Raw genomic sequence first — 20,261 nt, 5'->3', positions numbered from 1 at the left:
GGCCTTAGCTTTCCACGTCGAACATGTCGCGCAGGCCGTCGCCCAGCAGATTGAAGCCCAGCGTCACGTAAAGCACGGCCGCGCCGGGGCAGAGCACTTCCCACCAGAAATCCGGCATGAACTGGCGCCCGTCGGCGACCATCGATCCAAGGTCAGGCGTCGGCGGCTTGACGCCGAAACCAAGGAAGCTCAGCGTCGCGCCGAACAGAATGACGAAGGCGGCATCGAGCGTCGTCTTGACCGAAATGACCGAAACGCAGTTGGGCAGTATTTCGCGGAAGAGGATGTGTAACGGGCCTGCACCGGCAAGACGTGCCGCCTCGATGTAATCTTCCGAAGCGATGGACTTCGATACCGAATAGATCAGCCGCGCATGCCAGGTCCACCACAGCAGCGTGATCGCGATCATGGCGTTCATCAGTGTCGGTTCCAGCAGGTTGGAGACCGCGAGCGCCATGACGAGCGGCGGCATGGCCAGCATCACATTCGTCAGGCCGCTGATGAGTTTTTCGGTCCAGCCGCCGAAATAACCGGCGATCAGGCCGAGCACAGTTCCGACCGGAACCGAAATACCGAGCACGCCGATGACGAGAAGCAGCGAGACACGCAGCCCGAAGATGGTGCGGGAAAAGATATCGCGCCCGGCCTTGTCGGTGCCGAACCAGTGTTCCAGATCCGGCGGCATATGGCGGGCGCGGAAATCGACGACCGCGCCGATATGTTTCGGATAGGGCGTAAGCCAGGGTGCGAAGACCGCCAGTACCAGCACCGACAGAAGGATCAGCGAGCCGATGACCGCCGCCGGATTGCGGCTGAAGCGATACCACATCATGTAACCGGCGCTTAAGCCCCGATCAGTGGGTTCGAGCATTTTCATATCGGCCATCAGCGAGCCTCCTTGCGGCGCATGCGCGGGTCGATGATCGAGATCAGAACATCCACGATCAGGTTCGCAACGATGAAGAACAGACCGGCCACCAGCACCACGGCGGTCACGGCGTTGAGGTCTTTCTGCAGGATGGCGTTGAGCCCGTAGGAAGCAAAACCACCCCAGGCGAAGACCATCTCGATCACGAAGGCATTGCCGATCAGCGACGCGAATTCGAGACCCATGATCGTCAGCGGCGCGATGGAAGAGAGCTTCAGCAGGTAACGGAAGATGATGACCCGCTCCGGCACGCCGAAGCTTTGCAGGGTCAGCACATGGTCCTTGCGCTGGTTCTCGATCATAGAGGAGCGCGTGATGCGGGTGATCTGGCCGATGCCGGCCATGGAAAGCGCAAAAGCCGGAAGCGCGAGATGCTTCAACGCATCGAGCACGACGTCGAAACGTCCGGCCAGCATGCCGTCGACAAGGATGAAACCGGTGGGGCCACCCTGCCAGCCAAGCGAATGATCGAGCCTGCCGATGATCGGCCAGCCGGAGAGAAAGCGCGCTGCCAGCAATTGCAGCGTGATGGCGAAGAGAAAGCTTGGGATCGTGACCCCGGTAAGCGACAGGATGCGACCGATATGATCCAGCGGCCGGTCGCGATAATGGGCCGTGATAACGCCAAGCGGGATCGCGACGAGGAACATGAAGATGACCGAGACCAGCACCAGCTCGACGGTCGCAGGAACAGTCTGCGCCAGATCGGTTGTAACGGGGCGCTGCGAAACCAGCGAGAAGCCCAGATCACCATGCAATGCATTGCCGATATAATCGAGATATTGAACGGCGAGCGGCTTGTCGAGGCCCATCTGCCCGCGCAACGCATCCACCTGCTCCTGCGTTGCAGCCGGCCCCAGCGCCATGCGGGCGGGATCTCCCGGCACCACGCGGGCCAGCACGAAAATCATGATGGACAGGGCGATCATGACCAGCACGAAGGTGCCGAGCCTGTTCAAAATCGCGACCAGCGGATGTTGCTGCATCGGTGGAACGTTCCTTGTGCATCGGTTGCCTGAGCACAAGTTTTCACCACATGGCCATTCGAACAATCGCTGAAAGGTATAGTTTTTTAAAGAATGAGTATAGGTTTTTTGAAACTGATATCCTATCCCTTTCCCATGATGCTTCTGCCCCGGACCCACCTCTGCAATCGCATTGCCAGCGAAACCGCGGGCGTGGTGTTTCTGCGCGCACCGGCGGGTGCGGGAAAAAGCGTATTGCTGGAGACGCTGGCAAAGGAGCTCGGAGCTCAGATATGCCGCACGCACCAGCCGCAAAGCGATGACGCGGTCAATGGCAACCTGCTGTGGGACATTCCAGTTTTTGCAAGGGCGGTACGCATGCCAGCCCCCATTCTGGAGTCGGTGCGTTTCGTCGTCATCGCCTGCCGGCCAGACCAGAGGATCAGCGGCATGGCGCGTCACATCCTGCATCACGGCTCGCTCACCATAGGACCGGAAGAACTCGCCTTGCGGCCAGATGAGGCGGACGACCTTCCACCCGGGCAACGACGGCTGGCGCTCGAGGATTACGCGGGATGGCCGGCCTTTCTTTCGCTGGCGCGCCTGCCGGATGACACGTTATGCGCCGACTATCTGCGCGAAAGCTATCTGCCCCATCTCACGCCCGCCCAGACCGTCGAACTTTCCTTCTGGCTCGAAAACCCTTCCGCCGCCCCAGATGCTGACTGGGCCATGCTTCTGCCGCCCTTTCTGACGGGAAAACCCGACAATCACCACACACTGATACGGCTCCTAACGGTCGCGGCAAGAGAACGCCTCGCCACCTTGCAGGCCGGCAGCGCCGTGGTGGAGGTCGCCTCGGCCTTCGAAAAGGCAGGGCATTCGCTCGCAGCCATGGCGATGCTGCTCGATCGCGGTTACGAGACCCATGCCGCGCAAATCCTCGAACGCGCCCATGGGCGGGAACTGATCTACCGAAGCAGCGTCGACAGGTTTCGCGAAATCATCATGCGGTTTTCGCAGGATATGATCACCTCCAATGAAACCGTCCTTTTCGCGGTTACCCGCGCCTTGCTGAAACAGGGCGAATTGCAGCGCGTGCGCCATCTGCTCGGCAAAAGCCTCGGCTCGGATTACCTTGACCCGCTGAAGGTGCTAGCCCGCGGCTCGCGGTTTTCCTTCGCAGCCCGCACCTTCCGGCTGAACCTGATGATCGCCGAGGACCTGACGCCCAATGACGCGGTGATAACGCGGCTTGGCGAGTTCATGGCGGATTACCCCATGGACGATCACGGGAAATGGGCGGCCTATTACAATGCGCTGCTTGAATTCGAAATCCGCCGTCGCAATTTCCGCGAGGCAGAGGCGGCCGCCGCCCGCGCGCTTATCTATCTGCGCAAGATGGGCGGGCAGCCTCTGCTCGAATTCTTCATCCATCTGCACCAGATCGTGCTGCGGCTGATGAGCGGCGATGTGCTTCTGGCGCGCCGGGCGGCGCAGGAGGCGCGCGCACGGCTGGAACAGGTGCCGCATGATGCCATGCAGGAGTTCCGGATGCTGCGACTGGCGGAAGCCTGCCTTGCCTATGAGGCCGGAAAACCGCGCGACCTGCTGCATTTCGTCGAACATGATTTTGATCATTTCGCCGCCGCTGAAATCTGGCCGAGTCTGATGCAGTTTGCACTGCATTACGCCTCGCAGGTGCTGATCGACCATTTTCCGATGACCGTTCGCCCGGGTTTTCTGGACGGACTCTGGATTCATCTGTCGGAGGGGTTGCAGTTTCATGCGATGATGGAGATCAGAACGGCCATCGCCTATCAGAACGCCAACCGTTGGGCAGATGCCGCAGCGACGCTTTCAGCAGTTCGCATGCCCATGGGCCGTAACTGGGTGGAGAGCGCCCACGAAGACCTCTCCCGCCTGACACGTCGTGATGAAATCGCCTATGTCATGGCCTGGCTGCGCGATGCGGTGCATCTGTTCACACCCCGCGCCTATCTCTCCCGGCAAATCGATGCGATGATCGCCAATCCAAAGGTCACCAATCGCGAGAAGGTCGCATTGAGAATCTGGCAGAGCTATGCCGCGCACCAGCGCCGTGACAACGCCGCCGCCCGCGCGCATATACTCACCGCGCTTGAATCGGCGACCCGCCTTGGCTGCAACGGTGTGCTGTCGGAAGAGCGCGTCTTCCTTTCGCCGCTTCTCAACAATCGCCGCATCCGCAGTTTCATCGAAACCTCATCCGATGTCCGCACCGCGCTGTCTATTTTCGCCGCCTCGGTGAACTCACCGCAGGCTCGGGCGCTGCACGGCGGCCTTTCTCAACGGGAAGCACAGATGCTGCAACTATTGGCCAGCGGCATGTCGAACAAGAAGATTGCTCAGACGCTCAACATCTCGGAAGTGACGGTAAAGTTTCACCTTGGCAACCTGTTCCGCAAGCTGGATTGCAAACGCCGCGCGGAGGCGATCCGCGCGGCGAAAGCACTGGGCTGGTTATGAGGCTCAGCGGTTATTCTTCTTGCGCCATTCGGCAAAGGCCGTCTGGTGCTCTTCCTTGGTGCAGGGGTAAAGGCCGATGATCGTCTGGCCGGCCTTGACCTGCTCTACCACGAAATCCTCATAGGCTGTCATTTCAACCGCTTCCGTCGCCACTTCATCGGCAATGCCGGCGGGGATGACGATGACGCAATCGGCATCACCCACAATGATGTCTCCGGGAAACACCGGTGCATCGCCGCAGCCGATGGGGCCGTTGATCTCGATGGCCTCGTGTTTGGTCAGATTGGTGGGGCTCGAAGGGCGGGTGTGGTAGGCCGGAATGTCCAGTTCGGCAATGGTGGCCGCATCCCGGAAACCGCCATCGGAAACGATGCCCGCACCACCGCGAACCATCAGACGCGTCACCAGAATATCGCCGGCCGAGGCGGCAGAGGCGTCCTTGCGGCTGTCCATGACAAGCACGTGGCCCGGCGGGCAGGTTTCGATGGCAACACGCTGCGGATGGGCGGGATTGCGGAATTCTACGAGCTGGTTGCGATCCTCGCGGGCCGGCATGTAGCGCAGGGTAAAGGCCGGGCCCACCATGTTCTTGCCCTTGTAGCCCAGCGGGCGAACGCCCTGAATGACCTGGTTTCGCAAGCCGCGCTTGTAAAGCGCTGTCGCTAGCGTGGCGACGGAAATCGTCATCAGTTTTTCGCGCGTTTCATTGTTCATGTCTGTTTCCTCGCAATGGCCGGATGGATGTATTTCAAGTCCTGTGAATGGGCTCATCGATAAAAATGCCGCCCTGATATTTTGCGATCGCTGCCTCGGGGCCGGGGCGCGGGACGTCGCGCTCGATTTCAGCCCGGTAGCGCGCGGCATTGTCGCGCCGCTGCCAGCCGAGAAAATCGACATGGGAATTATCCCACCAGCTGTCGTCATTGGCCGAAACGCCCCAGATAACCGGACAGCCGAGTTTTGGCACGCGGAAGGTCGCCTCTATGAGAGAGACGAAGTCACCGTAGCTGAGCCAGGTCGACAACATGCGCCAGTTCGTGGGTTTCTCGTCACAGGAGCCGATACGCACGATAGCCGTCTCCTGTCCGAATTTGGAATGGTAGAGGCTTGCCATGGCCTCGCCGAAAATCTTCGAAACCCCATAGAGGCCATCAGGCAGAAAAGGCGCCTCAGGGCTAAGTTGCTGCCCCTGCGGGTAATAACCGATCGTGTGGTTGCTGGAGGCGAAAAGGATGCGGGGATTGCCGTGTGCTCTGGCCGCCTCGTAAAGATTGTAAACACCACGCAGATTGGCAGCCTCGATCGGGTCAAAAGCCCTCTCGACGGAAATGCCGCCGAGATGGACGATACCGTCGCAATCCTTGACCAGATCGTAAACTGCCTGCTCGTCCTCCAGCGCGCAGCGGACGAACTCTTCATGAGGCGCTGGCGAACCGAGATCAACCACATCAGAAAGACGGATGGTTTCGGCAACATGGCCAAGCCGCCCGCGTAACATGCTGCCCAGCTTGCCGCCGGCACCGGTGATGAGCAATCGCTTCAACATGATGGGCCTCTTAGAAAATATCGGGCTCGCCGGCGGAACGGCCGAAATCCGTCTGCAGGAAGTCAAAGTCGCAACCCTGGTCGGCCTGCGTCACGTGCTTGGAAAAGAGATAGCCGTACCCACGTTCATAACGCGGCGCAGGCGCTTGCCATGCCGCCCGGCGCTGAGCGATTTCCTCTTCGCTGACCAGCATGTCGAGACGACGCTGCGGCAGGTCGAGGCGGACGATATCGCCCGTTTTCAGGAGCGCCAAGGGACCGCCAACGAAGCTTTCCGGTGCGACATGCAGTACGCAGGCACCGTAGGACGTGCCGGACATGCGGGCGTCTGAGATGCGCAGCATATCGCGGTGGCCTTTTTTGATGAGCGCCTTTGGAATGGGCAACATGCCCCATTCCGGGAAGCCGGGACCGCCGAGCGGACCGGCATTGCGCAGCACCAGCACATGATCGGGCGTCACATCGAGATTTTCATCGTCGATGGCGGCTTTCATTTCCGGGTAGCTGTCAAACACCAGCGCCGGACCCTGATGTATATGGAGTTTGGGGTCGCAGGCGGCGGGCTTTATGACGGCACCGTCAGGGCAGAGATTGCCGCGCAGCACCGCAAGCGAGCCTTCCGCATAGACAGGATTGTCCAGCGAGCGGATGACGTCGTCGTTGTAGACCTTTGCACCCTCGAGGTTTTCGCCCATGCTGCGGCCGGTCACGGTCAGCACGGAACAGTCGAGACGACTTTCCAGCTGCTTCATCAGCGCTCTCAGGCCACCGGCGTAAAAGAAGTCCTGCATCAGATAGTTCTTGCCGGAGGGGCGGACATTGGCGATGAGCGGTGTAACGCGGCCAAGTTCGTCCAGCTCATCCAGCGTCATCGGCACGCCGGCGCGGCGCGCCATGGCGATGAGGTGGACGACGGCATTGGTGGAACAACCCGTCGCCATGGCGACGATGGCGGCATTGCGGAACGCTGCCGCCGTCAGAATAAGGTTAGGGGTCAGATCTTCCGAAACCATCTCGACAATGCGGCGGCCACAGGCTGCGGACATGCGCTGATGTTCGGAATCGACTGCCGGAATGGAGGAGGCCCCCGGCAGGGTGATGCCGAGCGCGTCGGCAATGGCCGTCATGGTCGAGGCCGTGCCCATCGTCATGCACACACCGGCAGAACGGGCGATGCCGCCCTGCACGCCACGCCATTCCTCGTCCGTAACATTGCCTGCGCGGCGCTCATCCCAATATTTCCAGGCGTCCGAACCCGAGCCCAGCACCTTGCCGGCGTAATTTCCGCTCAGCATCGGGCCGGCGGGCAGATAGATCATCGGCACACCGGCCGAGATCGCACCCATGACGAGGCCCGGCGTCGTCTTGTCGCAACCGCCCATCAGCACCACACCATCCAGCGGATGCGAGCGAATCATTTCTTCCGTCTCCATCGCCAGCATGTTGCGGTAAAGCATCGATGTCGGCTTGGTGAAGCTCTCATCCACGGAAAGCGACGGCATCTCGACGGGGAAACCGCCAGCCTGCAACACGCCGCGTTTCACATCCTGCACGCGCTCTGGAAAGTGCGAATGACAGGTGTTGAGCTCCGACCAGGTGTTGAGGATGCCGATGACGGGTTTGCCGATAAAATCCTCCTCCGCATAGCCCAGCTGCATCATGCGCGAGCGGTGGCCGAAGCTGCGCAGGTCGTCGGGAGCGAACCAGCGGTCGGAGCGGAGTTTTTTATCGGTCATGTCATTGGTCCTACGTTGCGGGTGGTGCCTAAGGCTGTCAGTCCTGCCGGAGCGTCAGCCCGCTCGTCGTGTCGAAAAGGTGGACGTGTTGAAGTGGCGCCGACAGGCGGATGACTTCTCCCGCCGATGTCGAGGTCTGGCCGGAAAGATGCAGCGTTACAGGAGTGCCGTCACCGAGATTACCGTAGAGATAGGACTCGCCGCCCAGCTGTTCCGCCGTGCGCACCGACATGGTCAACGCGCCGCCCTCGCCCGGCTCCACATGGTTCGGGCGGATGCCGAGCGTCACCTTCTGGCCGGGCTTATAGGCAAAGCCGGTCTGTGGCAGCGGGATCAACTCGCCCGTCGCGATCTTGAGCGCGGGCGTTGCGTCCGAGGTCACTTCGCCTGCGAAAAAGTTCATTTTCGGGGAGCCGATAAAGCCTGCCACGAAGAGATTGGCCGGGCGGTTGTAAAGGTCGAGCGGCACGCCAAATTGTTCGAGTTTACCAGCGCGCAAAACGGCAATCTTGTCGGCCATCGTCATGGCTTCCACTTGATCATGCGTGACATAGATCATGGTGTTGCCGAGACGCCGGTGCAGACTGGAAATCTCACCGCGCATGTCGACGCGCAGTTCCGCATCAAGGTTGGAAAGGGGCTCGTCGAAAAGGAACACGCGAGGTTCCCGCACCACGGCGCGGCCGATGGCGACACGCTGGCGCTGCCCACCTGAGAGATCCTTGGGACGACGCTCGAGAAGCTGATCGATCTGCAGCATCTTGGCGACCTGCGCGATCTTATCGGCGATCTCCTTCTTCGGCGTGCCGATATTCTCAAGACCGAAAGAGAGGTTTTCGCGGACCGTCATATGCGGATAAAGCGCGTAGGACTGGAACACCATCGCAAGGCCGCGGTCCGCAGCGGGCACCGTATTGACCACATCACCGCCGATGACGATATCGCCGCCGCTCAACTCTTCCAGGCCCGAGATCATGCGCAGCAGGGTGGACTTGCCACAGCCGGAAGGGCCGACGAATACGCAGAATTCGCCGTGCTTGATATCGAGATCAACGCCTTTGATCACATCGAGGGCGCCATATGTTTTTTTGACCTGACGAAGCTCTATACTTGCCATTGTCGTATTTCCTCCCTGAGGATTATTTGCCGCCCGTGGACGCAATGCCGGTGGCGATATATTTTTGCAGGAACATGAAGACCAGCGCGATCGGGGCGAGTGTCAGCACCGTCATGGCCAGAAGATTGCTCCATTCCGTCGTCATCTCGCCCTGGAAGGAGTTAAGTGCCAGCTGCAGGGTGAAGTTGTCGTTGCGGGTCAGCACGATCAGCGGCCAGAGGAAGTCGTTCCAGCGCCACATGATCGCAAGGATCGCGAGAACCGCGAGCGCGGGTGCCGAGAGCGGCAGGATGATGCGCCAGTAGATTTTCCACTCGCTGGCCTTGTCCATGCGCGCCGCATCGAGGATCTCGTCCGGTATCGTCAGCATGTATTGCCGCAGCAGGAAGACGCCCGTGGGTGTCGCCGCACCGGGAATGATGACGCCCCAGAGACTGTTGATCAAACCGAGCTGGCTGGTGATGAGAAACAACGGCACAAGCACGACGGTCTGCGGGATCATAAGCGTACCGACCACCAGCGCCAGCACGGCGCCCCTGCCCTTGAACTGATATTTCGAGAGCGCGAAGGCCGCCATGGAATTGACGATCAGCATGATGATGGTCGAGGTGACCGTGATGAAGGTCGAGTTCCAGAAATAGAGCGGGAAATTGAAGCGCTGGAAAAGCTCGGTGTAGTTTTCCGTCGCGAGCGCCACCTTTTCAGCCGGCTTCAGCTCGTTAAACTGCATCTTCAGCACTTCCGCCGGCTTGGCGGGATCAACCACCTGCGCCACGAGGCCGATACGCCTGATCATGCCGAGCTTGCGGCCATCCTTGTCGACATAGGCCGGCAGCGGATTTGGCTGCCCGTCCACCACCATGGTTTCCTGGCTATAGGGCAGCAGCCGTGGCGGAAAGCGCTGGAGATCGGCTTCCGTCTTGAACGACGAGAGCACCAGCCAAACGACAGGACCGAACATCATCAGCACGGCCAGGCCGAGATAGGCGTAGGACAGCCAATCGGTCCAATGCAGTTTGCCGTTACGGCCGCGGGTACGGGTCAGAAATGCGCCAATCCTAGCCATCGACCTTGCTCCTGTTTGCCCGGAATTGCAGGGCGGTCAGCACCACGAGCACCACGGCGAGCAGCAGCGAAGCGGCAGCCGCAAGTCCGAAATTCCGGGGCGTCCCGGCAAAGCCGGTCTGATAGATGAATTGAATGATGAAGGTCGTCGCCGAACCCGGGCCACCGCCGGTAAAGGCAAAGACTTCATCGAAAGTCTGCACGCCCTTGATGACCGACAGGACGAGAACGACGAGCATGGTGGGCGCAAGCAGCGGCAGGGTGATGCGCCGGAAGATGCGCCATGGGCTTGCCTTGTCCAGCTGCGCCGCCTCGTAGACATCGCGCGGGATCGCCTGAAGGCCGGCGAGGAGAATGAGCGTGTAAAAACCCATATGCGCCCAGACCGACAGGAAGACCGACCAACCGAAGGCAAGATTGGCTTCGAGCAACCAGTCCACCGAACCGAGGCCCAGGCCTTCCATCGCCGCATTGAGAACGCCGAAACGCTGGAGTATCCACTTCCAGATCAAGGCCACGACGACAGGCGACAGCAAAACAGGGAAGAAGAACACCGCACGGAAAAAGCCGCGCGCCCTGATATCGCGGTTCAGCACGATGGCCGTGATCAGCGAAAAGCCGACCATGAAACCCACCTGCAGCACGACGAAGAACAGCGTGTTCCAGACGGAGCGCCAGAACAGGTCGCGCGCACAGGAATTGGGATCGAGATAATTCTGACAGGAGAGAAGGACCGAAAAGTTTTCGCCGCCCACCGAAGGGCGCTCGGAAAGCAATATGTGTTCGCTGCCGGTCACGGAATAGGCCATGTTCAGCAGGATCGGCAGGAAGGCGAAGACCGCAAAGAGGATCAGGTTGGGCGTCAGAAACACCCACGCAATCCGCCTGTGGCCAAGAACCTTCTGCAGGAAGGAAAAGGGCAGTTCGACAATGCCCATGACGGGCGCAAGAAATTTATACATGAGGGTCCTCCTTCGATCCGGCGCGGCGCGGCATGCACCGCGCCGGAAGGCGATGGATCACTTCGCCTGTTTCAACGCTTCCTCAAGGTCCGTCTTCGCACGGGCCATGGCCTCATCAACGGTGCTTTCACCGACGATAGCCTGCGTGATGCGCTGGACTGAGATGTTGAACATGGCGCGGTTGTTCTTGTAGCCCTGGTAGGCGTAGGCAATCGGGCTGAGGCCGGGGATCTGGTCGAGCCAGGCATTCATGGCCTTCTGCGTCGCAGGCGTCGCACCGGTATAGGTCACGCCCTTGTCAGCCACCGACTTGTTGGCCGGAACGTTGCGGGTGCGCACCGTAAAGTCGAGATAGTTTTCGTCCTGAGCAAGGAAGTTCAGGATGTCGGCAACGATCTTCGGGTTTTTGGTCTGCTTGAAACCGACGATGCCGGTGCCGCCGGGCATGCCGGTGCAGGCTGCGCCACCGCAGGGCTGCGGCACGACTTCCCAGTCAAAGGCATCGCCGACCTGGCTGTCGAAGCGCGCTGTCTGCCAGCTGCCGGAATAATAATAGACCAGCTGGCCGTTGATGAATTCCTGCGCGGCGTCGCGGTAGGTATTGCCGCCCTGACCAGCCCAGACGTCACGCGCCATGGTGCCGTCCTTGTTCCACTCCACGAACTTCTTCACGAACGTGGTGAAGCCTTCATCGACGAGGATCGGCTTGCCGTCAGCGTCGAAAATCTTCGCGCCGTAAGAGATGGCCGGGCCGGCGATGCGGTGGCCGGAACGGTCGATCGCCATCGGGTAAGGCGTGCCGGTTGCCTTCGCAACGGCATTGGCGGCCTTCGCCCAGTCGTCCAGCGTTGCATCCTTGCCGGGAACGGCGACGTTTGCCTGATCGAACAGGGTGCGATTGATGAAGGCGCCGGTGATGGTGAGCTGCGTGTGCATGCCGTAGATGCCCTTGTCGTCAGGGCCGCTGCGGTACCATTTCAGCACGTTGGAGAAATTGTCCTCCCAATACTTCGCGTCCACATAGGGCGTCAGATCGAGATAATAGCGGTTGAGACCGCCAAGATCGGTCACGGTTGCGAAGTCAGGACCGCTGCCGCCGGCGAGCTGCACGGGCAGACCTTCCAGCAGCGCCTTGTAGGGCACGACATCGGTGACGATCTTCACATCAGGATGCTGCTTTTCGTAACGTGCGAGAATATCCTTCAGGATTTCGCAGCCGTTGCCGTCATAAGCGCAGGTGAAGCGCACTTCCTGGGCCGCCTGCGCGGCACCGGCAAAGGACGCCGCGCCAATGGCGAGCGCCAGCGCCATGCTGTATTTTCTGGTCATCTGGTTTCCTCCCGTTAGATGATTATGCTTTGGCGGATGCGCTCGGAGCCCAGCCCTTGATCCACTCACCTTCGGCGGCATCGGACAGACGAACCGGCTTTCCTTCCCGGACGGATCGGTAGATGGCTGTCACGAGTTCGATTGACTGCAAGCCGTCATGAACCGTCACTTCCTTGCCGCCGCGTCCTTCCATCGCGTCGGCAATAGCTTCGACAAAACCGGCAAAGCCGTTTTCGCCATCAGCCACCGTTGCCAGAACAGAGTCGATCTGATCCTGCGTCGTCGGGGCGCGGGCAATGAAACGCCAGGTGTCTTCCGCCGGACGATACGGCAAGGTGCCGCTTTCCGCCGTGAAGCCCTCGAAGCAGAAACGCAGGCGCGAGGTGTCTTCGGCCGCGCCGAGCGTGACCGAGCTTGTTGCGAGCGCACCGCTTTTCATGCGGAAGCTGAGTGCTGCGCAATCTTCGGTTTCGATTTTGTTGACCCGCGTATCGGCCATGGCGAAAACTTCCTCGACCGGACCGAGGACGTGGCAGAGAAGATCATGGGCATGAATGGCATGACCAAGGATTGCACCGCCGCACTCACCCTTCCAGGTGCCGCGCCAGGGAATGTCGTAATAGCTGGCACCACGGTTCCAATGGACTTCCGAGCTCGCGACAAAGGCCTTGCCGGCAAGACCGGCATCGATGAGCGCGCGCATCCGCCGCATGGCGTGTCCGAAGCGGTACTGGAACACGGGAAACACGCCGCGACCGGTCTTCTTGACGGAGTCGATCAGCGCATTGGCTTCTTCCAGAGAGCGGACCAGCGGCTTTTCGCAGACCACATCCTTGCCCGCCGCATGCGCCTTCAGCGTCACCGGAAAATGCAGGTGCGGCGGCAGGCAGACGTCGATCAGCTGGATGCTCTCATCGGCCAGAACCTCATCGAGATCGGTGGTGAGATGAATGGAGGTATCACCGCCGGCGACGGAGCGGGCGCGCTCCAGATCGAGATCGCAGATCGCCTTGACGACGAAGCGATTGGGTAGCGCCCGATAGCCGCTCAGATGCTGGGCGCCGATGCCGGCGCCGATGATGGCAACACCAATCATTTCGAGGCTCCCTCAGCCTTGGCCTGTGCCTGCAGCGACAGGTCGCAGACCTTGAAGACGTGTTCCTGCGTCATTGCCGTTTCCGTGCGGTTGCGGATATCGTCGCAGATGCGAGCGAAATAGGGCAGGCCAGCACCGGAAGCATCGATATACTCGCAGCGGTCACCATTCACGAGAACGAGGCGGTCGGTGCCTTCGGTGTTGCCGACGTCAACATATTTACGCAGCTCGATGTAGCCCTCGGTGCCGAGAATGGTCAGACGACCGTCACCCCAGGTCGGCAACGCATCCGGTGTATACCAGTCGACGCGGATATAGCCGTGGCCCTTGTCGCCGCGCAGCACGACCTCGCCAAAATCCTGAAGGCCAGGATCGTGCGGGTTGGCGTAATTGGCAACGGTGGCGGACACGATCTCAACCTCGGTCGAACCCGTGAAGAACATGAACTGGTCGATCTGGTGGCTGGCAATGTCGGTGATGATACCACCGTAGGCTTCGCGCTCGAAGAACCACTTCGGGCGAATCTGGCGGTTCAGGCGGTGCGGGCCAAGGCCGACAGTCTGGATGACGCGGCCGATGGCGCCCTGCGCAACGAGTTCAGCAGCCTTGGTCACGCTTGGGACTTCGAAGCGCTCGGAGAAATCCACGGTCCAGATGCGCTTGGTCTTTGCGACTGTCTGGCGCAGGCGGTCGAGCTGTTCGAAGGTGGTGCAGCCCGGCTTGTCCGACATGACATCCTTGCCGGCTTCCATCGCTGCGATCGCTAGATCGGCGCGCTTGGAGGGAATATCGGCGATCACGACGAGATCGACGGTGCCGTCAGCCAGCAGCGCCTCTTTCGATGCTGCGCGCGGCACATCCGGGAAGCGCTTGACGAAGCCTTCCACGACATCGGGCTCGCCTTCCGTCCACCAGCCGGCAAATTCGGCGCCAGCATCCAGCAGGTTCTGGGCCATGCCGAAAATGTGCCGGTGCTCAATCCCGAGAGCGACGAACTTGATTGCTTTACTCATCCTGCAGTTCCACTTCCTTGCCGGTGTCGGCCGAGTTGATGATCGCGTCGATCAATCTGTGAGACAAAAGAGCCGCTTCACCGGTGACGACCGGCGGGCGTCCTGAAGAGATGGCGTCTGCGAAATCATCGAAGACGCCCTGATGCCATTCATGCGTGAAAGCCATGGGGTCGGCGCCGCCGCCCGTGCCAGCGGCAGCGCCGCCAAAAGTCTCCTGCCGGCCATCGCGCCAGTCGAGATGCAACAGACCCGAAGCAAGCCGAAGGCTGGCATTGTCGAAATGCAGCAGGATCGATTCCGCAGCGCCGGGGAAACTTGCGGTACTTGCAACGAGCGAGCCAACGGCACCATTCTTGAAGCGCAGCCCGGCAGAAACATAATCTTCGGTTTCCATGCGATGGAACCGCGTCGTCGCAGCCATGGCCTGAACACGGGCCACTGGCCCCGTCAGGCTCAATGCCAGATCGATCGTATGAATTGCCTGGGAGATCAGGACGCCGCCGCCATCGCGCGCCAGCGTGCCGCGACCCGGTTCGTCGTAATAGGATTGCGCCCGCCACCAGGGCACGGAGATTTCGCAGAGGCCTAGCGCGCCGAGCGTGCCGCCATCAACGAGCTCACGGGCTTTTTGCGATGCAGCCCGCATGCGGTGCTGGAAGATGATGCCGAGAGTAACACCTGCCTCGCGACAAAGGGCAACGAGACCGTCTGCTTCCTGCGTATTGCGAGCGACGGGCTTCTCCATCAGGATGTGCTTGCCCGCCTTCGCCAGTTTCCCGACGATATCAATACGGGCATTTGGCGGTGTTGCGATGATGGCGAAATCGACATCCGTATCGCGCGCCGCCTCCTCGACTGAGGAATAAACCGCAACTTCATATCCGGTGTGTTTCGAGGCTTCGGCGGCCAGCGCCTTGGCGCGGCCGGAGCCACCATCGACTATGCCTTTCAGGCGAATTTTTTCAGGGCTTGCCGCGCAGGCAAGCACATGCGTCTTCGCTACCATTCCGGCACCAACGATGACGCAGGTCTTGATATTTTGCATTTCGGGAGCCTCCTTCCCAATGCGCAATCATTTGCATACCGGTATGCCGGTTGTCAACAGACTTGTGTTCCGGTATACCGGTTATGAGAACGCTGGAGGGTATATGCCGAAAATTCCCGTGACAGGCGGCACCGTGCCGACAATGGAGCGACTGGACCTCAACCGTCCGGTCGTGGACCAGATTTATTCCGCGCTGAAATCCGCAATCCTTTCACGGGAGCTTTTTCCCGGTCAGGCAGTCTCGGAAAACGAAATCGGACAGTCGTTCAATTCCAGCCGAACCCCGGTGCGGGAGGCGCTGAGCCGTCTGCGCGACGATGGTTTGATCGTGACGCTGCCAAGCCGCGGCACCTATGTTTCGAGATTATCGGAAAAGAACATCCGCAGCGCGCAATTCATCCGCGAGGCACTTGAGGTGGCGGCAGTCTGCAGGCTGTGCCAGATAGGTCTGACAGCGGAAGCAGAACAGGAGATCGAACACGCCCTGAACGGCCAGCGGGCAGCAATGCGCAATGGAGACAGAAAGGCTTTCCGCGTTCATGACGACCAATTCCACAGCGCGCTTGCCGCCGCGACGGGGCTTGAAAGACTGGAATCCCTGCTGATCCGCGAGAAGGCGGGGCTGGATCGCCTGCGCGCACTCGCCATAACCGACGAAGCGCATATGGCACGCCTGCTTTCCGAACATGAGGCGGTATATGACGCAATCAGGGCAGGAGACGAAGCCCGCGCTACCGATAATTTGCGCAAACATCTGAGACGTGTCCTCGGCATTCTTTCGCAAGTCTTCGAGAACCACCAGGACTATTTCGAGTAATTCTGCGGCATCTTTTTCAACGGTTCGAACATCATGAATACGGCAAATCCCGGACAAGCGCTTGCCATGTCGCAAACGAAACTTCTGTGCGACACGATGAGTACACTGGCGGAATCCCCTGTCTGGGACGAGCGGCGACAGGTGCTTTTCTGGTGCGATATTCTCGGAAAGACCGTGCGGTGCGCAGGTCTTGAGTCCGGCGTCTATCAAGAATGGCCGTTCCCCAGGACGGTTTCAAGTCTCGGCCTTTGCCAGAACGGCGAACTCATCGTCACTTGTGGCATGGACATCGTCATCCTCGATCCGGAAAGCGGCAAAACGCGTCTCCTCCATTCCATTCCGGCACCCGAAGGCATCCCCTGCCGGCTGAATGACGGACGGATCGGCCCCGACCGCGCTTTCTGGGTGGGAACAATGCACAATGTGCCGCTTTCGGACATGGAGCCCCATGGCGAGCTTTGGCGGATCACCGAAAAAAGCGCCGAGCGCATGCAGACCGGGCTGACATGCCCGAACGGCCTCGCTTTTTCTGCCGACGGATCAATCATGTGGCAAAGCGATTCCGTCCAGAAATGGATACGCCGGCGAAAATTCGACCGCCTGAACGGCACCTTCGATGAGGGCGTACAGGTGGCCCGGATGACCGAAGAAACAGGAAGACCCGATGGCGGCTGTCTCGATAGCAGCGGCAACTATTACAGCGCGGGCGTTTCCTCTGGCGTGTTGAACATTTTCTCGCCCGACGGCAAGCTGACGAACGCGATTGCGGCTCCTGTCCCTCACCCCACGATGCCCTGCTTCGGAGGGCCTGATTTCAGCATCCTTTTCCTGACATCACACCGCCACAACATGTCCAAAGACCGACTTAACAAAGCGCCATTTTCGGGCGGCGTCTGGGCTATCCCGACGCAAACGAGAGGGTTCGCCGGCTTCCGTTTTGGCGAAGGTGGATAACGCCCTCAGGTCGGGTTCGAATTCCTAATCCTCCCGGAAGGCGCGGCTGATCTGGTCCGTCAGCGGTTTGGCGATGTAGGACAGTGCCGTTCTTTCGCTGGTCTGGATAAAGGCCTCGGCGGGCATGCCCGGCACCAGCGGCGCATTGTTCAGCTTCTTCCGCTCGGTAACCGGGACGGAAATCCGTGCCAGATAATAGGAGAGCCCGGTGCGCTGATCTGTCGTGATATCCGCCGCAATGCGGCTGACATGACCTTCCAGCTCCGGCGTGACACGCTGATTGAAGGCGGTCATGCGCAACATGGCCTTTTGCCCCACCTGAAGCTGGTCGATGTCTTTCGGCAGGATCTGCACCTCGAGTGCAAGGTCATCTCCGTCAGGTACGATCAGCATGATCGGATCTGCCGGCGTTACGACGCCCCCCACCGTATGCACAGCCATTTCATGCACCGTGCCTGATTGCGGCGCGACGATATCAATGCGTTTCAATTGATCTTCGGCGGCAACCTTGCGCTCGACGAATTCGCCCATCTGGGCCTGTATTTCGCGCAGTTCCCTCCCGACCTCGGTCCGCAATTCCTGATCGATCTGAAGGATCTGCAGCTTGGTTTCGGTGATGCGCCCCGCAGTCTGTGCCTGATAGGCGATTTTTTCGCCGCGCTCCCCGCCGAATGTCGCGGCCTGAGTCTGCAGGCTGTTCAGCCGCTGCACGGAGACGACGCCCTGTTCGCGCAGCGATTTCTGCGAGGCAATTTCAGCCTGCAACACCGCAAGCCCGTTATCATAGGCCACTTCCTGCGCCTTCAGACCTTCGATCTCATGTTCGAACTGGGTGATGCGCTCGGATAGCTGCGCTTTCCTGCCCTCTCGATAGGACTTGCGGAATTCGAACAGCTTCGTTTCACTGCGCATGGCAGAAGCGACATTCGGGTCATCCATGCGCGCGATCAGAGTCCGCGGAAAGGCGAGTTCAGGCAAATCGTCCCGCTCGGCTTCCAGTCGGGCCATCCGTGCAGTCAGTTCGTCCAGGCGCTTGGTCACGATGGCGAGATTGGCACGGGTCTGCGTCGCATCGAGACGCATGACCACATCGCCGGCCTTCACCCTCTCGCCCTCATTCACAAGAATTTCACCGACGACACCGCCGCTCGGATGCTGGACCTTTTTCGTGTACGAATCCACAACCAGATGACCGGAGGCGACGACTGCACCGGCAAGACGGGTCGTCGCGGCCCAGCCGCCGACACCGGCCAGAAGCGCAATGCTTGCGGCGAGTCCCGCAAAGAGATGCTTGCGGATGGAGCGGGAAACGCTGCTGCGCTGATCAATCTTTGACATCCGTCTCTTCCTGCCGGCTATTCTCTTCACGGCCGTCTTCCAGCCCGGCGGGTCGGGCCTGGGTATTGGCCACGACGCGCAGCGGTGAGACCGTTTGCGCGGATGCGGTGAAACCTTTGCCGCCCTGCCCCTGCGGAACACGCAGCACCTTGGACAGCACCTCGTCGCGCGGGCCAAAGGCCTTCATCCTTCCCTCTTCCATCATCAGGATGAAATCCACCGCACCGATGGCACTTGGCCGATGGGCGACGACAACGGCAATACCACCGCGCGCCTTGACGGAGGCAATCGACCGGACCACTGCCGCCTCGCCTTCCGCGTCAAGATTGGCGTTGGGTTCATCCAGCACCACGATAAAGGGATTGCCATAAAGAGCGCGGGCCAGACCGATGCGCTGGCGCTGCCCGGCCGAGAGAGCTGAACCCGCCTCGCCTATATCGCTGTCATACCCCTTTTCGAAACGCAGGATCAGCTCATGTGCGCCGGCAGCCCTAGCTGCAGCGATGATGGCTTCGGGATCTGGGTTGTCCGCGAAACGGGCGATATTCTCGCCGATGGTGCCTTCAAAAAGTTCCACGCCCTGCGGCAGATAACCGATGTAGCGGCCAAGCGCTTCCCGGTCCCACTGATCGAAGCTTGCGCCATCAAGCCGCACCTTGCCGGCGGCAGGCATCCACGCGCCGGTGAGAATGCGCGATAGCGTCGATTTGCCCGAACCTGACGGACCGATGATGCCGAGCGCGTTTCCGGCTGTCACGACGAAACCGAGCCCAGCAACGATGGGCTTTTTTCCGCCCGGCGGAACGATGGTGACATTCTCGACCCGTAATTCCTTCTCTGGCTTCGGCAGGGCCATGGCAGCGGCATCGGCCGGCATTTGCGAAAAAAGCTCTCTCAGCCGTGCCCAGCTCTGCCGGGCGGCCGCGAAGGACCTCCAGTTGGAAATGGCGAGATCGACAGGCGCCAGTGCCCGGCCCATCATGACCGAACTGGCGATCATCACGCCGCCGGAAGCTTCCTGCTCGATGACGAGCCAAGCGCCGACAGCAAGAATTGCCGATTGTAGAACGGCCCGAAGCGATTTTGCGATATTGCCGAGGCCGCCTGCCACATCGCCCGCCCTGCGATTGGCGGCGAGATAGGCCTCGTTGGAATTTTGCCAGCGTTTACCGAGCCGGCCACCAAGCCCCATGGCCTGCACCACCTCTGCGTTGCGGCGGGAGGCCTCCAGCTGCCGGTTGCGGACCATGTTTTCCACCATGGTGTCGCGGATTGGTTTTTGAGAAAAGATATTGGTGAAAATTGTGAGCGAGACCAGCAGCACAGCGCCGCCAAGCGCCGTTACACCGATCCAGAAATGGAACAGGAAACATATGCCGAGATAAAGCGGCATCCACGGCAGGTCGAAAAAGGCAGTCGGACCCGTGCCGGATAAAAAGCCGCGTACATTGTCGAGATCACGCAGCGGCTGAAGGCCGTCACCCGGCATGCGGTTGACGAGCGGCAGGCGCACCACGGCGTCATGCACTCTGCGGCAGTAGCGCAAGTCGAAGTCTTCGCCGATACGGATCAGGACACGGGCACGGATGATATCGAGCAGGCACTGGAAACCATAAAGCCCGAGAGCAAGAAGCGCGAGCCCGACCAGGGTCGGCAGACTGCCGCTTGCCAGTACCCGGTCATAGATCTGCAACATGAAAAGCGGCGACGTCAGCGCCAATATGTTGACGACACCGCTGACGAGCGTGAGGCCGAAAAACGTAGTCTTGAGGGGCGAAACGACCGCCGCAGTGAGGGACTGCGGCGGTGTCTGCTGCTGGTTTTGAAAGCCCACAGCCGGTTT

General features: G+C 60.3%; 17 protein-coding genes. 3 read left to right on the top strand and 14 right to left on the bottom strand.

Annotated features, from left to right (window positions below; translation table 11 throughout):
- Positions 1-4: 4 nt before the first annotated feature.
- Both EYD00_RS20820 and EYD00_RS20815 read right to left on the bottom strand, forming a co-directional pair.
- On the bottom strand, positions 5-886 hold the full coding sequence (locus EYD00_RS20820) for an ABC transporter permease (protein WP_020813268.1): 882 nt from the start codon (positions 884-886) through the stop codon (positions 5-7).
- Complete coding sequence (locus EYD00_RS20815) at positions 886-1,914, bottom strand: ABC transporter permease (protein ID WP_034498309.1); 1,029 nt, start codon at positions 1,912-1,914, stop codon at positions 886-888. Before EYD00_RS20815 ends, EYD00_RS20820 begins: the two co-directional genes overlap by 1 nt.
- A 135-nt stretch (positions 1,915-2,049) precedes the next feature.
- On the opposite strand from EYD00_RS20815, the gene EYD00_RS20810 reads away from it, so the two are divergent.
- Positions 2,050-4,401 carry a helix-turn-helix transcriptional regulator gene (locus EYD00_RS20810; RefSeq protein ID WP_034498556.1) on the top strand — a complete coding sequence of 784 codons (2,352 nt, stop codon included), beginning with the start codon at positions 2,050-2,052 and terminating at the stop codon, positions 4,399-4,401.
- A 3-nt stretch (positions 4,402-4,404) separates the two neighbouring features.
- On the opposite strand, the gene EYD00_RS20805 is transcribed toward EYD00_RS20810, so the two are convergent.
- From EYD00_RS20805 to EYD00_RS20760, 10 genes are read right to left on the bottom strand one after another with little or no spacing between them, the layout of a single operon-like run.
- Positions 4,405-5,115 carry a ribonuclease activity regulator RraA gene (locus tag EYD00_RS20805; RefSeq protein WP_003506768.1) on the bottom strand — a complete coding sequence of 237 codons (711 nt, stop codon included), beginning with the start codon at positions 5,113-5,115 and terminating at the stop codon, positions 4,405-4,407.
- A gap of 34 nt (positions 5,116-5,149) precedes the next feature.
- Positions 5,150-5,947: an NAD-dependent epimerase/dehydratase family protein gene (locus EYD00_RS20800; RefSeq protein WP_034498311.1), complete on the bottom strand. Its 798-nt coding sequence runs from the start codon at positions 5,945-5,947 to the stop codon at positions 5,150-5,152.
- 10 nt (positions 5,948-5,957) lie between these two features.
- Positions 5,958-7,682 carry an L-arabinonate dehydratase gene (araD, locus tag EYD00_RS20795; protein WP_034498313.1) on the bottom strand — a complete coding sequence of 575 codons (1,725 nt, stop codon included), beginning with the start codon at positions 7,680-7,682 and terminating at the stop codon, positions 5,958-5,960.
- Between the two features lie 37 nt (positions 7,683-7,719).
- A complete protein-coding gene (locus EYD00_RS20790; protein WP_034498315.1) occupies positions 7,720-8,799 on the bottom strand; it encodes an ABC transporter ATP-binding protein in 1,080 nt (359 codons plus the stop codon).
- Positions 8,800-8,821: 22 nt separating this feature from the next.
- Complete coding sequence (locus EYD00_RS20785) at positions 8,822-9,865, bottom strand: carbohydrate ABC transporter permease (protein WP_034498317.1); 1,044 nt, start codon at positions 9,863-9,865, stop codon at positions 8,822-8,824.
- Positions 9,858-10,826: a carbohydrate ABC transporter permease gene (locus tag EYD00_RS20780; protein ID WP_004438359.1), complete on the bottom strand. Its 969-nt coding sequence runs from the start codon at positions 10,824-10,826 to the stop codon at positions 9,858-9,860. The genes EYD00_RS20785 and EYD00_RS20780 overlap by 8 nt, the downstream gene beginning before the upstream one ends.
- Before the next feature lie 57 nt (positions 10,827-10,883).
- Positions 10,884-12,155: an ABC transporter substrate-binding protein gene (locus tag EYD00_RS20775; RefSeq protein WP_004438356.1), complete on the bottom strand. Its 1,272-nt coding sequence runs from the start codon at positions 12,153-12,155 to the stop codon at positions 10,884-10,886.
- A gap of 22 nt (positions 12,156-12,177) precedes the next feature.
- Positions 12,178-13,251, bottom strand: coding sequence for a Gfo/Idh/MocA family protein (locus EYD00_RS20770; protein WP_034498320.1), 1,074 nt, complete (start codon positions 13,249-13,251; stop codon positions 12,178-12,180).
- Positions 13,248-14,264 carry a Gfo/Idh/MocA family protein gene (locus tag EYD00_RS20765; protein ID WP_034498321.1) on the bottom strand — a complete coding sequence of 339 codons (1,017 nt, stop codon included), beginning with the start codon at positions 14,262-14,264 and terminating at the stop codon, positions 13,248-13,250. Before EYD00_RS20765 ends, EYD00_RS20770 begins: the two co-directional genes overlap by 4 nt.
- Complete coding sequence (locus EYD00_RS20760; protein WP_034498323.1) at positions 14,257-15,309, bottom strand: Gfo/Idh/MocA family protein; 1,053 nt, start codon at positions 15,307-15,309, stop codon at positions 14,257-14,259. The genes EYD00_RS20765 and EYD00_RS20760 overlap by 8 nt, the downstream gene beginning before the upstream one ends.
- A gap of 103 nt (positions 15,310-15,412) precedes the next feature.
- On the opposite strand from EYD00_RS20760, the gene EYD00_RS20755 reads away from it, so the two are divergent.
- Both EYD00_RS20755 and EYD00_RS20750 read left to right on the top strand, forming a co-directional pair.
- Positions 15,413-16,126 carry a GntR family transcriptional regulator gene (locus tag EYD00_RS20755; RefSeq protein WP_034498325.1) on the top strand — a complete coding sequence of 238 codons (714 nt, stop codon included), beginning with the start codon at positions 15,413-15,415 and terminating at the stop codon, positions 16,124-16,126.
- A gap of 33 nt (positions 16,127-16,159) precedes the next feature.
- Positions 16,160-17,080 carry an SMP-30/gluconolactonase/LRE family protein gene (locus EYD00_RS20750; RefSeq protein WP_034498326.1) on the top strand — a complete coding sequence of 307 codons (921 nt, stop codon included), beginning with the start codon at positions 16,160-16,162 and terminating at the stop codon, positions 17,078-17,080.
- Between the two features lie 24 nt (positions 17,081-17,104).
- Here the strand turns inward: EYD00_RS20750 and EYD00_RS20745 are convergent, their stop codons facing one another.
- Together EYD00_RS20745 and EYD00_RS20740 are read right to left on the bottom strand one after the other, a co-directional pair.
- Positions 17,105-18,418, bottom strand: a complete 1,314-nt coding sequence (locus EYD00_RS20745) for an HlyD family type I secretion periplasmic adaptor subunit (protein WP_034498328.1) — start codon at positions 18,416-18,418, stop codon at positions 17,105-17,107.
- Positions 18,405-20,252: a type I secretion system permease/ATPase gene (locus tag EYD00_RS20740; RefSeq protein WP_034498331.1), complete on the bottom strand. Its 1,848-nt coding sequence runs from the start codon at positions 20,250-20,252 to the stop codon at positions 18,405-18,407. The genes EYD00_RS20745 and EYD00_RS20740 overlap by 14 nt, the downstream gene beginning before the upstream one ends.
- Between the last annotated feature and the right edge of the window lie 9 nt (positions 20,253-20,261).

Origin of the sequence: Agrobacterium sp. 33MFTa1.1, assembly GCF_004328495.1 — a bacterium.
Lineage (GTDB): Bacteria > Pseudomonadota > Alphaproteobacteria > Rhizobiales > Rhizobiaceae > Agrobacterium > Agrobacterium pusense.
The sequence above is the reverse complement of the archived record's forward strand: the minus strand, read 5'-3'. Positions and strand labels throughout refer to the sequence as shown.

What these genes read in the sequence shown, in the direction of transcription:
- EYD00_RS20820 (WP_020813268.1), bottom strand. Translation starts at nt 886, where the DNA reads ATGGCCGATATGAAAATGCTCGAACCCACTGATCGGGGCTTAAGCGCC.
- EYD00_RS20815 (WP_034498309.1), bottom strand. Translation starts at nt 1,914, where the DNA reads ATGCAGCAACATCCGCTGGTCGCGATTTTGAACAGGCTCGGCACCTTC.
- EYD00_RS20810 (WP_034498556.1), top strand. Translation starts at nt 2,050, where the DNA reads ATGATGCTTCTGCCCCGGACCCACCTCTGCAATCGCATTGCCAGCGAA.
- EYD00_RS20805 (WP_003506768.1), bottom strand. Translation starts at nt 5,115, where the DNA reads ATGAACAATGAAACGCGCGAAAAACTGATGACGATTTCCGTCGCCACG.
- EYD00_RS20800 (WP_034498311.1), bottom strand. Translation starts at nt 5,947, where the DNA reads ATGTTGAAGCGATTGCTCATCACCGGTGCCGGCGGCAAGCTGGGCAGC.
- araD (WP_034498313.1), bottom strand. Translation starts at nt 7,682, where the DNA reads ATGACCGATAAAAAACTCCGCTCCGACCGCTGGTTCGCTCCCGACGAC.
- EYD00_RS20790 (WP_034498315.1), bottom strand. Translation starts at nt 8,799, where the DNA reads ATGGCAAGTATAGAGCTTCGTCAGGTCAAAAAAACATATGGCGCCCTC.
- EYD00_RS20785 (WP_034498317.1), bottom strand. Translation starts at nt 9,865, where the DNA reads ATGGCTAGGATTGGCGCATTTCTGACCCGTACCCGCGGCCGTAACGGC.
- EYD00_RS20780 (WP_004438359.1), bottom strand. Translation starts at nt 10,826, where the DNA reads ATGTATAAATTTCTTGCGCCCGTCATGGGCATTGTCGAACTGCCCTTT.
- EYD00_RS20775 (WP_004438356.1), bottom strand. Translation starts at nt 12,155, where the DNA reads ATGACCAGAAAATACAGCATGGCGCTGGCGCTCGCCATTGGCGCGGCG.
- EYD00_RS20770 (WP_034498320.1), bottom strand. Translation starts at nt 13,251, where the DNA reads ATGATTGGTGTTGCCATCATCGGCGCCGGCATCGGCGCCCAGCATCTG.
- EYD00_RS20765 (WP_034498321.1), bottom strand. Translation starts at nt 14,264, where the DNA reads ATGAGTAAAGCAATCAAGTTCGTCGCTCTCGGGATTGAGCACCGGCAC.
- EYD00_RS20760 (WP_034498323.1), bottom strand. Translation starts at nt 15,309, where the DNA reads ATGCAAAATATCAAGACCTGCGTCATCGTTGGTGCCGGAATGGTAGCG.
- EYD00_RS20755 (WP_034498325.1), top strand. Translation starts at nt 15,413, where the DNA reads ATGCCGAAAATTCCCGTGACAGGCGGCACCGTGCCGACAATGGAGCGA.
- EYD00_RS20750 (WP_034498326.1), top strand. Translation starts at nt 16,160, where the DNA reads ATGAATACGGCAAATCCCGGACAAGCGCTTGCCATGTCGCAAACGAAA.
- EYD00_RS20745 (WP_034498328.1), bottom strand. Translation starts at nt 18,418, where the DNA reads ATGTCAAAGATTGATCAGCGCAGCAGCGTTTCCCGCTCCATCCGCAAG.